This window comes from Bifidobacterium pullorum DSM 20433, assembly GCF_000771405.1.
GTDB classification, from domain to species: Bacteria; Actinomycetota; Actinomycetes; order Actinomycetales; family Bifidobacteriaceae; genus Bifidobacterium; species Bifidobacterium pullorum.
The window spans coordinates 60,534-75,591 of record NZ_JDUI01000012.1 but is presented as its reverse complement, the minus strand read 5'-3'; the positions used below and the strand labels follow the sequence as shown (position 1 = coordinate 75,591).

At 65.4% G+C, this 15,058-nt stretch carries 11 protein-coding genes and 1 tRNA gene; 5 read left to right on the top strand and 7 right to left on the bottom strand.

Going from position 1 to position 15,058, the window contains the following annotated elements:
• The first annotated feature begins 108 nt into the window (after positions 1-108).
• Complete coding sequence (locus OU11_RS07205; RefSeq protein WP_033515666.1) at positions 109-660, top strand: FMN-binding protein; 552 nt, start codon at positions 109-111, stop codon at positions 658-660.
• Between the two features lie 19 nt (positions 661-679).
• On the opposite strand, the gene OU11_RS07200 is transcribed toward OU11_RS07205, so the two are convergent.
• Positions 680-2,857, bottom strand: coding sequence for a YhgE/Pip domain-containing protein (locus OU11_RS07200; RefSeq protein WP_033515664.1), 2,178 nt, complete (start codon positions 2,855-2,857; stop codon positions 680-682).
• Complete coding sequence (locus OU11_RS07195) at positions 2,854-5,511, bottom strand: YhgE/Pip domain-containing protein (RefSeq protein WP_152597114.1); 2,658 nt, start codon at positions 5,509-5,511, stop codon at positions 2,854-2,856. The genes OU11_RS07200 and OU11_RS07195 overlap by 4 nt, the downstream gene beginning before the upstream one ends.
• Positions 5,512-5,705: 194 nt before the next feature.
• On the opposite strand from OU11_RS07195, the gene OU11_RS07190 reads away from it, so the two are divergent.
• The gene (locus OU11_RS07190; protein ID WP_052122771.1) at positions 5,706-6,944 is read left to right on the top strand and encodes a putative ABC transporter permease; all 1,239 of its coding nucleotides are present in this window, start codon (positions 5,706-5,708) and stop codon (positions 6,942-6,944) included.
• A gap of 104 nt (positions 6,945-7,048) precedes the next feature.
• Positions 7,049-7,327, top strand: a complete 279-nt coding sequence (locus tag OU11_RS07185) for an Lrp/AsnC family transcriptional regulator (RefSeq protein WP_033515662.1) — start codon at positions 7,049-7,051, stop codon at positions 7,325-7,327.
• Positions 7,328-7,336: 9 nt separating this feature from the next.
• Here the strand turns inward: OU11_RS07185 and OU11_RS07180 are convergent, their stop codons facing one another.
• Positions 7,337-8,908 (bottom strand): C69 family dipeptidase, encoded by a 1,572-nt coding sequence (locus OU11_RS07180; RefSeq protein ID WP_033515660.1) that lies wholly within the window; start codon positions 8,906-8,908, stop codon positions 7,337-7,339.
• A 373-nt stretch (positions 8,909-9,281) separates the two neighbouring features.
• Between OU11_RS07180 and OU11_RS07175 the strand changes: the two genes are divergently transcribed.
• Both OU11_RS07175 and ucpA read left to right on the top strand, forming a co-directional pair.
• Positions 9,282-10,706, top strand: a complete 1,425-nt coding sequence (locus tag OU11_RS07175; protein ID WP_081963520.1) for an APC family permease — start codon at positions 9,282-9,284, stop codon at positions 10,704-10,706.
• Between the two features lie 91 nt (positions 10,707-10,797).
• Positions 10,798-11,604, top strand: a complete 807-nt coding sequence (ucpA, locus tag OU11_RS07170) for an SDR family oxidoreductase UcpA (protein WP_033515656.1) — start codon at positions 10,798-10,800, stop codon at positions 11,602-11,604.
• Positions 11,605-12,002: 398 nt separating this feature from the next.
• Here the strand turns inward: ucpA and OU11_RS09335 are convergent, their stop codons facing one another.
• The 4 genes from OU11_RS09335 to OU11_RS07150 all read right to left on the bottom strand — a co-directional run bounded on the left by OU11_RS09335 (position 12,003) and on the right by OU11_RS07150 (position 14,995).
• Positions 12,003-12,608 carry a hypothetical protein gene (locus OU11_RS09335; RefSeq protein WP_052122770.1) on the bottom strand — a complete coding sequence of 202 codons (606 nt, stop codon included), beginning with the start codon at positions 12,606-12,608 and terminating at the stop codon, positions 12,003-12,005.
• Between the two features lie 225 nt (positions 12,609-12,833).
• Positions 12,834-12,909, bottom strand: a tRNA-Lys gene (locus OU11_RS07160).
• A gap of 83 nt (positions 12,910-12,992) precedes the next feature.
• Entirely contained in the window at positions 12,993-14,030 is a 1,038-nt protein-coding gene (locus OU11_RS07155; protein ID WP_033515654.1) for a glycosyltransferase family 2 protein, read from the bottom strand.
• Positions 14,031-14,206: 176 nt separating this feature from the next.
• A complete protein-coding gene (locus OU11_RS07150; RefSeq protein WP_081963519.1) occupies positions 14,207-14,995 on the bottom strand; it encodes a TetR/AcrR family transcriptional regulator in 789 nt (262 codons plus the stop codon).
• Positions 14,996-15,058 lie beyond the last annotated feature (63 nt).

Below are 15,058 nucleotides of genomic sequence, written 5' to 3'. Positions count from 1 at the left end.
GAATAGGTGCGGCAGCCGGGGACGGAGAGACTGAACCACGCCGGAGGGCCGCGTCGGTTTGTCGGTTCGACAGTAACGGTGCGACTGCGAACGGAAAGGATATGCGATATGGAACGGAACGCAGTGGCGTTCAGCGGCCGTGCAATCGGCATGACGGTGTCCGGTCTGGCGGTGACCGCCGCCCTGCTGGGTGGGTGCGGTGAACCCAAAGCCGTGCCGATGGACGACGAGTTCGCCGGGAATTCCGGGCAGTCGGCGGATTCGGGGACGACGGGAACGGGCACCGCCGAGGATGCGGGCAATGATGAGGCGCCGGACGGTTCTGATGGCGGGAATGGCGGAGCCCGGCAGGATACCGGCGTCTACGCCGACGGCACCTATGCGATCAAGGGCCAGTATGGGCCGGTCGGCGAGGACACCATCGACGTGTATCTGACCATTGCGGACGGTGCTGTCACCGATGTTGATGTCGTCGGACACCCGTTCACCACCATCTCCAAGCACCATCAGGAGGCGTTCGCCGAAGCCGTGCCCGGCGTGGTGGTGGGCAAACCGCTCAAAGGGTTGAAGGTGGACAAGGTGGCCGGTGCCAGCTGGACGTCGGACGCGTTCAACGCCGCCCTTGACGTGGCGAGGCAGGAAGCCTCCGTCGTCCAATAGCGCGCGGGTCGGTCGCAGCTCATCCGATGAGCTTGGTGCGTTCCAGCTGCTCGCCGAACCGGCGGTTCAGCCCGACCAGCGGCTTGCGCAGCAGCAGGCCGAGTAGCAGCAGCGGCGGCACGAACAGCAGCAGCCTGCCCAGTTCCATCCAATAATCGTTCTGGTAGACGCCGGCGATCGCGGCGCGCATCGCGTTGATCGCGTGCGTGATCGGCAGGAACGGGCTCAGCCGTTGCATGAACCCCGGCAGCACCTGCAGCGGGTACGAGCCGGCCGAACCGGACACCTGGAACACCAGCATCAGCATGCCGATCGCCTTGCCGATGTTGCCGAAACTGACCACCATCGTGTAGATGAAGAACGCGAACACCAGTCCGCCCACCCAGCCCGAGAGCATGAACAGCAGCGGGTGCACGGCCTGCACGCGCAGGAACAGCAGGCTGCCCGCGCAGCTGACCGTGCTCTGCAGCAGCGAAATCAGCGCGAACACGCCGAAGCGTCCCAGGAACACCTGATGCGGCCGCAGCCGGCGGAACCGCCGCCGCTGCTCGTCCGCCAGCGAGGTCCTGACCGCCAGGGCGATGAGGATCGACGCGGTCCACAACGGAATGAACGTGTAATACGGCGCCATGCCCGAACCGAAATTCGTCACCGGGAACACGGCCTTGCGATCCAGTTCGACCGGCGCGGCCAGCGCGGAGGCCAACGAGGACGCGTCCCCGGCGAGCAGCGAACGGACGGCGTCGGCGTCGCCGCTCGTCAATGCGTCGGACAGATCGTCATGGAAGGTGGTCAGCCCGGCGCCGGCCTCGCGCAGGTGCGCGGCGGTGTCGTCCAGCATCGTGCGGATGTCCGCCACCGTGGCGCCGGCGTCCGCAGCGGCGTCATCCAGCGTGGAGACCGTGGAATCCAACCGTTGCGTGTCCTGATCCAGCACGGAGGAGGCGTCCCGCACGGCGGCGGTGAGCTGGTCGACCTGCGGGGCGATGTCGGCCGCGAACCCGTCCGAGACGTCGGTGACGGATGCGACGGCCTGGTCGATGAGCGTGCGGATCTGCTCCTGCTGTCCGAGCGCGGCGTCGGCGTCCCGCGTCACCGTGTCGGCGGCCGTGGTCAACGCCGTGGCCAGCGTGTCCAGCTGGTCGGCGGTGCGCTGCAACGCGTCCGCCGCGGCCGTCAGGTCGGGGTTGTCGGCCGCGCCCGGCAGCCCCAGCAGCGTATCGTGCAGCTGCCGGTAGAGCGTCGCCTGGTCGGCCACCGCGGAGGACTGCTGGCGCAGCGCATCGGCGGTGGCCGCGGCGTTGTCCTGCGCGTCGTCGAACAACGTGTCGAGATCGTCGCGCACGCCGGTGAACCCGTCGGCGCTGGCGGACAACGCGTCCGTCACCGTGCCCGCGGCCGCCGAGAGCGCGTCGGCCGTGTCACGGACCGTCTGACGGGCGTCGCCCAACGGTTCGGCGTCGTCGTCGATGGCCGTGGCGGTCTGCCCGACCAGCGCCGACGAGCTTTCCAGCAGCGACTGCGCCGTGTCGGTCAGCGCGCGGTAGGTGGCGAGGGAGTCGGCGGTGTCGTTCAACTGGGCGGCGAAGTCGGCGATGTTGGCCTGGAAATCGTCCATCGCGTTCCGGGCCTCGGGGCGGTCGAGCTGCCGGACCAGCGCCGCGGCGATGTCCAACGCGGTGCCCGTCAGCGTTTCGGCGAACATCTCGTTGACCTGCGCGGCCACCTCGTCGGCGCCGGCGCCCGTCAGGTTCGGGGCGACCGCGTTCTTCTTCTCGTTGCTGTAGTACTCGATGACGGCGTGGCGCGCGTCCTCGGTGAAGAACGTCATCATCGTGGCGCTGAAATCCTTCGGGATCACCAGCGCGGCATAGTATTCCCCGGACTTCGTGCCCTCGATTGCATCCTGTCGCGTGGTGAACGTCCAATCCAGCCGCGAGTCGGCGCGCAGCTCGTCCACCACCTCGGCGCCGATCGACACGCGGACCGGGATCAGGTCGGACTGGTAGCCCTCATCGTCGTTCGCCACCGCGAACCGCATCGCGCCCATGTTGCCGAACGGATCCCAACTGGCGGCGATGTTGAACCAGGCGAACAGGCTGGGAATCGCCACCAGGCCGATCACGATGATCACGGAGACCACGTTGCCGGTGAGCCGGCGCACATCATCCACGAACAGATGCCAGATATCCCTCATGCCCGGTGCCTCCCCTTGGAATCATGCAACCCGATCAGATCGGTTTCGACGACCTGGCGCGCGGCCTCCCGCGTGCGGTCCGCGCGGCGTGCGCGCCTACGCCGCCGTGCGCGGCGGGCGCGCGTACGGTCCAGATCGCGCAACGCCAGCTGCACGCGGATCTCCTCGTCGTCCAGATTGCCGAGCTCGACCTGTCGACGCAGATGGTCGCGCATCAGTTCGATGCCCATCAGGAACGCGATGATCAGCAGCACCCATACGGTCCATGCGCCCAGCATCGCCAGCTTGGCGTCCGTGGTCAGCGAGAACGTGACCGCCAGTATGATCGGCACCACGAACCCGGCAATCGTCGCGCCGCGTCGTAGCCGCGGATACAGGTCCTCGAACGCGGCCGCCCGTTGGACGATCGCCTCCCGATACTCCGTACGATCGCCCAACACGCGCAGGATCTGGCCAATCGGATACTCATGGCCGCGCAGCGTCACCGGCTCGCCGTTGAGGATTCCGGCCTGGGCTATCTGCCGGGCGAACAGCCGGTTCACGTTCGTCAGCCGCGGCCGGACGCCGATGCCGACGGCGAACGCGACGGCGGCGAACACCAGCAGATGCGCCATGCTGGTCCACCAGACATTGCCGTAGAACCCGCCGATCGTCTCACGCAGGGCGTCGATCGCGTAGGTGAACGGGAAGAACGGGTGCAGGGCGCGGAAGAACCCGGGCATCATCTCGATCGGATACATGCCGCCCGCCCCCGGAATCTGCACGATGATCATCACCATGATCAGGGCCTTGCCCACATGCAGCAGCGTGGTGGCCAGCATGTACGCGACCGCGCTGTACGTCACCGAGGCGATCACCCCTGTGGCCACGAACGCGACGGGGCTGACCGTCTGCACGCCGATCACCAGATCGCCGACGGTCACGACCAGCCCCTGGGCGGCGGCCATGACGGCCAACAGCAGCCAACGGCCCAGATACGCCTGGGTGGCGGTCAGGTCCTCGACGCCCTCGCCGTCGGTTTCCAGCTTCATCAGCGCCACCAGCATGAACACGCCAGCCCACATCGCCAGATTCGTGAACAGCGGGGCCATGCCGGAACCGTACGAGTTGACCGGATACACGACATGCTCGTCCAGTACGGTGGGGGAGAGCATGAAATCCGCGATCTTGCGTTCGTCGAGCGTGCCGTCCCCGCCGAACAGGGCGTCCAGCGTGCCGGCGGAGGACAATGCGCCCAAATCCGTGCGCAGCGTGCCCAGCCTGGTCTGCACGCGCGCCAGGGCGGCGTCGGTGTCGGACAGGGCGGTCTTCGTCTGCTGGAGCGCCTGGTCGAGCTGATCCACGATCAGCGACGCCTGGTCGATCAGCGTGCCCTGCGCCGACAGCTGGCCGCCGAGCGTGCCGCTCGCCGTGGACAGAGCCCCCAGCCCGTTGCCGAGCGCGGGCCATGCGTCGGCGTTCAGGGTGGACCGGGCCTGCGCGGAGGCGTCCAACGCCTGTTGCGTGGCCGTGCCCAGATCGTCCGCCAGGGCGCCGGTGTCCGTGGCGGTGGTGGCGATGGTGCCGTTCAGCGCCGTTAGGCTTTCGACGGTGCCGTCCAGCGTCGTGTTCGCCTGCTGCAGCTGCTCGATGGCCTGCGCGATGGTGCCTGCCGAATCCGGCAGGGCTTCGGACAGGGCCTTCAGATCGTTCAGGAGCGTGGCGTTGCGGTCGGTGATGTCCTGCAGCGTGGCCAGACCGCCGGAGACCTGGCCGTTGGCCGCGGTGATTGCCCCCGATGCCGAGGCCAGAGCGCCCGTGGCCTTGGCGTTGGCTTGGGAGAGCAGGGAGTTGCCGGTGTCGAACGCCGTGGAGGCGGTGTCGACGGTCTGTCCGAGCGTGGTCCGCGTGGTGCCGAGCAGGTCGGAGAGGCCGTCCAGCCCGCTGGCGGCGTCGGTGCCGAGCCGGCGGACATCGTCGAGCGTGGCGCGCACGCCCGTCAGATCCATCGGGTCGTCGGCATCGGTGACGTCGGCGATGGCGGAGCGGATCGAGGCGACGGCATCCTGCGCGTCCGCCAGCGCCCGGTCGGCCTTGGCACGGGCGGCGTCCGCGGAATCCGACGCCTGGGCCTCGGCCTGGTTGACGGCCTGTGCCACCACCTCGCTGACGGTGGAGACGAACGTGGCGTTGACCTGACGGTCGACCGTGTTCGCGGCGGTATCCGTGACCTTCGGCGCGATGGGACTGGCCTTCTCATTGACGTAGTACTCGAGCGCCGGCCGCTTGTCGTCGCCGGCGATGAGGCCCGCGAGCCGGTCGCTGAAATCCTCGGGGATGACGATCGCCGCATAGGAACGGCCGGACCTGACGTCCCGCATGGCGGCGTCCTCGTCGACGAACGCCCAGCCGATGTCATGGTTGTCCCCGAGCGAATCGACGATCCGGTCGCCGAGATCGACGCCGGCGATCGGCGCCGACTCGGTGCCGCGGTCCCGGTTGACCACCGACACCCGCACATTGGCGGTATTGCCGTACGGATTCCAGAACCCGATGATGTTCACCCACGCGTAGAACGCAGGCAACACAGCCAACCCCAGCACGATCACCCACGCCGCCGGCACGCGCAGCAGCCGGCGGACATCGCGGACGAACACGGACAACACATTGCGCACGGCACGCTCCCTGATCCCGGGCGTCGAACCGAACACGGCGCCACATATGTTTCGGCCAGCATACCGAGCCGCACGGCCCCCAGCCGCGGCCGTTCACCCAAGGTGGGGGTGGCTTGGGCATGTCGACGCCCGATGCCCGATAACACCCCCGCGCAACAGCACCGCGCCGCCGCCCGTCTGCTACCGTGGTGCCAATGGAAACCACGACGCGCGACGACCACACCCGGCAACCACGCCTGCCCGGCGACACCAACGGCGACGGCCGCGTGGACATCGACGACCGCCGCCTGCCCCTCATCGCCCGCATCTACGGCGTCCTCGTCCTGATCAGCGGCATCGTCACCATCCCCGGACTGACATTCATCGCCATCCGCGGCATCGTGGAAGTCCTGACCGGCGCCACCGGCATCGACGTGCTCGACCTGACCTTCATCCTGACCTGCATCCAGGTCGCCGTCATGCTCGTCTCATCCGCCTGCATGGTGGTTTTCGGCATATTCCTGCTGTGCAACCGCCGCAAACACGCGGCCCGCTGGGCCTACGCCATCATCCCGATGAGCATCGCCGAAGGCATGCTCTCCCTCGCGCTCGCCGGCGTCGGATGGAACCTGATCCCGCCGATCGCGCAGCTGGCCATCCTCACCACCCTGTCCATCGTGCTCGACCCCGCCCTGCTGGAGGAACGCCGACTGCAGCGCACCCTCAAACGCATGGACGAACGCAGCGACTACGAGGAGGCGCTCGCCAAAGGCATGCTCGGCCGCGATCCCAGCGGCAAGGGATACATCGAACTCGAATTCTTCAACATCTTCTGGCTGTTCATGATCGGCTGCGTGTTCGGCCTGGTGGTCGAAACCCTCTACCACCGTGTGGTATGGGGCGAATGGCAGGACCGCGCCGGACTGCTGTGGGGCCCGTTCTCGCCGATCTACGGCTGCGGCGCGGTGGTGCTGACCGCCTGCCTGAACCGGCTGTGGCGCTCGCATCCGATGCTGATCTTCTGCATGAGCGCGGTGATCGGCGGCGCGTTCGAATACTTCGTCAGCTGGTTCATGGAGGTGGCGTTCGGCATCACCGCGTGGGACTACACCGGCAAATGGCTGTCGATCGACGGGCGCACCTCCGGCAAGTACATGGTGTTCTGGGGGTTCCTGGGCGTGGTGTGGGTCAAGTTCCTGCTGCCGCGGATCCTGAAACTGATCAACCGGATCCCGTGGAAGGTGAGGTATTCGCTGACCGCGGCGGTGTTCGCGTTCATGCTCGTCAACGCCGCGATGACGCTGATGGCCTTCGACTGCTGGTACGGGCGCGTGTCCGGTCTGGAACCGGATTCGCCGGTCACGCGGTTCTTCGCCGAACACTTCGGCGATGCCTACATGGAGGGCCGTTTCCAGACCATGACGATCGACCCCTCGCGTTCCGGGCGTCTGTAGGCAGATGCGGTGGCTTGTCCGCGTAGCGTACACCGTGGGCCGCTCCCGGCCCGCGTTCCCTATAATGGGCGGCGACAGCGTTCTCGGGCGGCGAAGGAGGAACCATGACCAATGCGATCGTGCTCATCGATGTGGAAAGCGGCAAGGCCAACGAGGCGGCCCGGGCCGTGGCCGAGATCCGCGGCGTGCGCGAGGTGTATTCCGTGGCCGGCGACATCGATCTGGTCGCCGTCATCAACGCGGACGACATCGACCAGCTGACCGAAATCATCCCCGGAGGCATCGCCAAGGTCGACGGCGTGACCCGCACCCGCACGCTGATGGCCTTCAAAACCTACAGCAGCAAGGACGAAGCCGCCGCCTACGACCTCGGTCTCGACTGACGGGCGGACTCAGATCCAGCGGTCGGACATGGCGAACGAGTTGCGCATCAGGTTGCTGGACGTGTAGAGCACGTCCGCCAGCAGCCTGGCGGTGCGCGTCCGCAGATATTGCGCCATGGCCTCGTTGGCTGCGGTGAGTGTGGCGGTCACCTCATCCGGATCCGTCTTGTACATGGCCTCGTCCGTCGTGAACACGTGCCGATGCCCGAAGCTGCGCACGTCCTCCGCATACTGCTCGATGGCGTTCGAACATTCGATGTAATGCGGGTCCGCCATCGCGGCGATCATGCGGATCGACCAATAATACGAGTCGGTCGACGGCTCCGCGGGGGTGTCGCGCAGATAGGCGGGCGTGTCCGTCACATTCGCGTAGAACGGCGCCACGGCGTTGAACGGGCCCGAACCGAACGACACCCACATCACCGAACGGTGAACATCGGGCACATCGCCGCGGATCTGCATCGCCACCATGTGTCCGGTGCGGTTGATGCCGATCGGGCGATAGCGATGGCGCGTTTCCGGCGTGCCAAGCGTGCCGTACGGGTCGTACGGCGTGCCTTCGAAGTGCGAGCTCATGAGGAAGTCCACGTCTTCGATGCTCACCTTGCGCTCCGGGCGCCGGCACCAGGGGATGTCGTCCGAGGTCGGCGTGAACCGCGCGTTCGGGGAATCCCAATCCTCGCCGGGGTTCAGGTGCCGTTGCATGTACCAGGCGCGCGGCGTGTTGTAGATATGGTCCTTCGGCGTGGACGTGCCGAATGCGGCGCGCGGGTTGAACCGGTGCCGTGGCCACAGGCTGGCTGCCGTCGCCTTGCCGTCGCCCGCGCGGGTGCCGAAGGAGGCTGTGGCCGGACGCATCGTCATATCCAGATGATGCCGCTCCATGAAGTCGGACAGGTCCGCGCTGCACAGGTGGTTGCGCTGCTCGCCGAACGCGTCGTCGATGTCGAACGCGTCGATGCCCAGTTGGTTGGGGATGGTGGCGTAGCAGTCGTCGGGCACGCGGCGTGCGATCCAATGGTGGCCGCCGATCGTTTCGACGTACCAGATCTCGTTGGCGTCGCTGATGGCAACGCCGTTCGCCTCATAGGTGCCGTACCGCTCCAACAGCTCCCCGAGCCGCCGCACTCCCTCGCGCGCGGTGGTGACGTATGGCAGCACCAGCGTGATGATGTCCTCCTCGCCGATGCCGCCGGGCTGTTCCGGCTGGTAGTCGGCGCTGCCCGGCTGCCCCTGCGCGGGCCGGAGCTCGACCAGCGGGTCGGCGGCGAGTACACGTTCGTTGACCGCGATCGTTTCGGTGGCGCTCATCGCCACGTTGTGCACGTTGACGCCGGCCTCCGCCAGGATGCCGCGGTTCGGCAGCACGTTCGGCGCAATCGTGTACCGGCACGGGTTCTCCGGCAGATCGATCTCGACGTGGCTGAGTACGGAACGGTAGTGGCGGGGCTGGTCCTCAGGCCGGACCACGACGAATCGCTTCGGGTCGTACCTGCCCGAGCCGGAGTCGTCGTCGCGCGCGATGATCGTCGACCCGTCGTAGCTGGCCGCTTTCCCGATGAGAATGGTGGTGCAAGACATAAGACGCCACTGTAGCCCAATTCCTACCCGGGTGGCGGATGGCGGGCGGTGCGCGCCCGGTGCCGACCATCCCGGAGTCAATTCCCGCCTCCTGCGGCAGGTGATGCGCCCGAGTGAGGTACAACGATAAATCGCCATAGGTGCGCGATTTGCTAAAACGTTTAGCCGTGCTTAATATGTTCCGTGTCCACATGACACAGCGGAATGGCGATGACGCCTCATTTCGTACGCATTTCGCGGCGTTGCGCGGGAATGACCATCCTCCGACGCCGCCGGAACGGATCGGGACATCGGGTCGAGGACGACTCCTGACGACCGACCGCCGTCGCTTCCACTGCGCCACCAACCCTATGTATCGCAAAGGGGTGAATCAATGTCTGAGGCAGACAAGAAGCCCGCCGGAAACAAGGGTCTGCAACGAAGCCTGAAACTGGTGTTCGTGTATACCGTTGCCACCGGCTCGATCTTCACCTATGTCAGCTACTGGGATTCCGTGTTCTTCGGATACTGCGGATCCGGCACGTTCCTGGCGTTCGCGCTGATGACGGTCGCGATCCTGCCGACCGCTCTGGTCTACAGCGAGATCTCGTCGATGTTCAAGACCGCAGGCGGCGAACTAATCTACAACACGGTCGGATTCAACAAACACGTCGGATTCCTGGCCTCGTGGCTGATCATGGCCGCTTGGATCTCCGTGCCGCCGGCCGTGGTCATGGCCGTCGCCACGTTCATCAGCAAGCTGTTCGGGCTGAACCTGAGCTTCGGCACCACGATGATCATCGCCGTGGTATTCCTCGTGCTCGTGTTCATCATGAGCATGCAGGACATCCAATTCCTCGTCAAGGCGCAGGCCACCTGTCTGTTCGCCAACATCATCACCACGCTCATCACCGCGGTGCTGATTCTGACCTGCGGCCACTGGAGCTTCTCGAACATCGTGGAATCGTTCGGTTTCACGAGCATCGACGCCTCCCTGGGCATCCCCGGCTGGATCATCGGCATGGCGCTGCTGATCACCCCGTACTTCGGCTTCGAGACTGTGCCCCAGATGGTCGAGGAGGGCGACTTCCCGACCTCGAACGCGAAGAAGGCGATTTGTGGCTCGGTCATCACCTGCGGCGCGATCTACGCGATCTTCTTCTTCTGCGTGGCCGGCCTGGCCCCCGCCGACGAACTGCTCGCGGGTGACGCGGCCAACGGCTTCATGACCATCACCGCCATGCAGAACATCCTCGGCTGGCGCTTCTGGCCGGTCGTCTACGGCCTGGTCTCCATCCTGATGGGCATGACCGCCTCCATCCTGGGCTTCTGGATGTCCACCGTGCGCATGCTGTACTCGATGGGCAAGAAGAACTTCCTGCCGGAGGTGTTCACCAAGGTGAACAAGCACCAGCAGCCGATCCTGCCGAACGTCTTCCTGCTGGTCATCAGCCTGGTCTTCATTCTGCTGCAGAACGCGGGCACGTTCATGAACGACTTCTTCAACCTCATGTCGTTCGGCTGCGCCTGCGCCTACGCGATCACGATGGTGTCCGCCGTGCGCATGCGCCACAAGCACCCCGAGTGGTACAAGGACAACAAGAACGTGGTCAAGGGCGGCGACTTCTTCCGCATCCTGGCCATGGTCATCATGATCGCCATCGCGTTCTTCTGCACGCTCGGCCAGGGCATCGGCTCGTGGATCTCGTTCGGCGTCTACCTGGGCGTCGGCGTGCTGATCTGGCTGTGGATGGTCGTCGTGCAGTGGAAGAAGACGTCGGTCGTCATCGAAACGCCGGACGGCGAACAGGAATTCTGATCATGGCGGCCTCGTGTACGGGGCGTGACACGGTCCCGCACACGAGTCGCTGACGAAAGACAACCAACCAATCAACAAAGGAGTTATCACTATGGTTCAGGGCAAGCTCGAAGGCAAGGTCGCCATCATCACCGGCGCGGCCGCCGGCCTCGGCGAGGGCATCGCGGAGACGTACGCCAAGTACGGCGCGAAGATCTGCATGGTCGACCTCGACCCGAACGTCGACAAGACCGCCGATCGCATCCGTGGCATGTATCCGGACGCCGAGATCATCACCGTGGTGGCCAACGTGGCCGACAAGCAGCAGATGATCGACGCCGCCGCCAAGACCAAGGAGGCCTTCGGTTCCCTCGACGTGGCCTGCTGCAACGCCGGCGTCTGCCGTCTGGCCCCGTTCGAGGAGATGACCGACGAGATCCGCGACTTCCACATCGACGTGAACATCAAGGGCGTGTGGAACACCTGCCAGGCCGCCATCCCGTACATGCTGGAGGAGGGCAAGGGCGCCATCGTCATCGCCTCCTCGGTGACCGGCGACATCGTGGCCGACGCGGGTGAGGCCGCCTACGCCATGACCAAGGCCGCGCTCGTCGGCCTGACCCGCTGCCTGGCGGTCGAGTACGCGGACCGCCACATTCGCGTCAACTGCTCGCAGCTCGGCTACGCGCGCACCCCGATGGTCGAGAAGATGGCCGTCGAATCGAACCCGGAGGATCCGGAGTCGGCGATCAACGACATCGCGGTCGGCGTGCCGATGAAGCGTCTGGCCAAGCCCACCGAGGTCGGCGAGCTGTTCGCGTTCCTCGGCTCCGATGAGGCCAGCTACCTCACCGGTTCGCAGGTGGTCATCGACGGCGGCAGCACCCTGCCCGAGACGATGAGCATCGGCACCAACTGAGCGGCGCGCTCTGGTGTCAGCTGATCGGCCCGCACCGGTATCGGCGCATCGGCGTCAGCTGATCGGTGTGCATCGGTCCCTTTGAGGCAGGAGGCTTGTTCCCCTGCGTCAAAGGGACCATTTTATGCTCGCCCCATGGCCCTTCTGTCGCATGGGCTTCGTGCTCATGCAACAGAAGGGCCTCCTGACATGCCCGAACTGGTCCTTCCGACGCATGAGCACGGTGCCTATGCGACGGAAGGGCCTTTTGGCTGCGGCTGGGGCGAAGACTTTGTGGTTCTTCCGGCGTTCGTGTGTGGCGGGTCATGGTTGTGGGATTCGTTCCCGTACGGTTTGTTTGACTCCTCCGGCGTGCAGGGAGAGCGGTGACGAAGGACGTCATGCGGCGCCGACGCGGATCAATCGTCCGGACCGTCGTCGTTGTCGTCGTCCGGACCATCGTCGTTGTCGTCGTCGAGATCATCCCGGTCATCGTCGTTGTCGTCGTCGAGATCATCCCGGTCGTCGTTGTCGTCGGCGTCGTCATCGCCTGGACCGTCGTCCATGTCGTCATTGACGTCGTCATTGCGGTCGTCGGCATCGTCATTGCGGTCGTCGGCGTCGTCATCGCCTGGACCGTCGTCCATGTCGTCATTGACGTCGTCATTGCGGTCGTCGGCATCGTCATTGCGGTCGTCGGCGTCGTCATCGCCTGGACCGTCGTCCATGTCGTCATTGACGTCGTCATTGCGGTCGTCGGCATCGTCATTGCGGTCGTCGGCGTCGTCATCGCCTGGACCGTCGTCCATGTCGTCATTGACGTCGTCATTGCGGTCGTCGGCATCGTCATTGCGGTCGTCGGCGTCGTCGTCGCGATTGTTCGCGCCGCCGTTTTCCGAGGTGTTCTGCTGCGGGACAATATCGTCGTCTACGTCCGGTGCGTCGCAGGAAGACAGCCCGAACAAAAGGGCAATGGCTGCCAAGGCTACGGTGGTTTTATGGCGAATCGAGGATTGCGCGCTCATTGTACACTCCATTGGGTAGGCGGTCGATCCGAAGGCTGCGGTTGCAGTCGGATATCGGCGGTGCCGAGTGGCTTCACCATAAGGAACGACGGTTACGCGCGGGTGAACAGAAGGTGTATTTCAGGTGGGCGACGTGTGGAGATTAGGTCGGAGAAAGATTGCGTGGGACGACATCACCCCTGAAGTATGCGGAGAGTCCGCCGTTTCCGACGGACTCTCCGATGATGGTACCCCCCGTGGGATTCGAACCCACAACCCACGACTTAAAAGGACGCTGCTCTAACCGTTGAGCTAGAGGGGCAACAAACTCACAGTATACAACGCTATTGGCCAAGCGCGCAACCGCTGGCGTGGTACGGGTGGCGGACGTCGTCCGTCGTCGGATCAGTTGAATCCGACGACCAGGTTCGCCACATGGTAGCCGACGCGGATCATCCAGCGTCCGACCGGGCCCCGCAGGTTCAGCGCCCGCGAGATCAGCTTGCGCCGCACATCGTGGTAGATCGTCGGCGAGGTGCGGCGGATGTTCTCCCACAGCTCATCCTTGATCTTGTAGCTCTCCGGCTTGCGGGACAGGATCAGGAACACGCTGGTCACCGAGCTCTCGATGGCCAGGAAGTGAATCATGTACCGGTACAGGCCATCCGGCACGGTGCCGCGTTCCGGCGTGGCCGCCAGCATGCAGCGGTTGACCAGCTGCAGCTGATCGACGCGGCGGATCATCACGTCGGTCTGCACGCTCTGCCCCTCACGGCCGATGAAGTAGTGGTAGAACGGCACGTCAAGGTACATCAGCGTCTTGACCCACGGGAACGGATGGTACGAGTAGATGAAGTCCACGTAGAACGTGTGCTCCGGCAGCTGCATGCCGGAGGCGCGCACGACCTCGGTGCGGAAGGTCAGCGTGTGCATGATCATGTACTGCGCCACGCCGAAGCGGCCGAGATCATCCCAGGTCAGCACACGGTTCGGCTTCATCACATGCTTGAAATCGACCACATGCTTGACTCGTTTGCCGACCTTGTCGTACACGTAGTCGGTGACGAGCAGATCGATCGGCGCGCCGCCGGCCACCTGCGTGCGCAGCGTCTCCATCACCCGTTCGAGCGCCTCCGCGCCGATCCAGTCGTCGGAGTCCACCACCTTGACGTACACGCCGCTCGCCTCGGCCACGCCGGTGTTCACCGCGCCGCCGTGCCCCTTGTTCTCCTGGTGGATGGCGCGCACGATGCCGGGATATCGCTGCTCATACGTGTCGGCGATCTGCGGGGTGTTGTCGGAGGACCCGTCGTCCACGATCAGGACCTCGATGTCGTCGTTGCGCTGCGGTGTGACCAGCGACTCGATGCACCGGCCGAGGTAGGTCTCCATGTTGTACGCAGGCACTACGAAAGTGATGGTTTTGGCGGTCTTCTGCTCCATAATGCTCGGTGTTCCTTGGTCGGTTGGCCCACAAGGCCCTTCGGTTCTCTGCTGTATTCCAACGTAGCACTTCGCCTGCCGATATGCTCGTCCGGACAAGGAATCCACACCTGAATCGACGGCGGGAAGACCCGGGTTGTTCCCCTAGGGGATGGCGGCGACGTCTGTGCCGGGCGTTACCGCGTAGCCGCGGCCGTCGCCCCGTCGGGCCCCGCCGCGATGTCCGGCTCCGTGTCGTCGGCCGTCGCGCCCGCTTCGGACGGAATGTCATCCGCCGCCGTGACGGTGATGACGGTGTGCGCCGCCGGCAATGCCGCGGCCGAGGAATGGGCGCGCTTGGCCTTGGCCCCCTCGAACAGCAGCGTCGGCTTGGCTTCCAACCGCGACAGGCCGTGCCAGGCCAGGTTGACGATGTGCGCGGCCAGCTGCTCCTTGCCCACCTTGCGCTGGTCCGCCCAGTACTGCCCGGTGAACACGGTCATGCCCACGAGCATCTGCGCATAGTACGGCACGCCCTTGGTCGGCAGTTTCCGCTGTTTGAACGAGACGGCGAGCAATTCCTCGACCTTCATGCTGACCTCGCCCAGCAGCGAACTGAACGAGCCGGCGGGGTCGGTGGAGGGCGAATCCCGCACCAGCACCTGGAATCCTTCGGCGTTCTCCTCGATGTAGGTGAGCAGCGCCAACGCCGTGCGCTCCACAATCTGCCGCGGATGGTCGGAGGGTCCGGTCAGCGCGGACGACAACGCTTCGGTCAGCGCCCGCATCTCACGGTCGACCACCACCGCGTACAGGCCTTCCTTGCCTCCGAAATGCTCGTAGACGATCGGTTTGGACACCTTGGCGCTTGCCGCGATCTCCTCCACGCTGACCGCCTCGAACCCCTTGGTCGCGAACAGCGACCGTCCGATGCGGATGAGTTGCTCGCGCCGCTGCAGCGACGTCATACGAGAGGTGTTGGCCATAGGCACCAGTGTAGGCGGACGTCTGCCGAGGGGCGGGGCGCGGCCGATGCGAGGCGCGATGCG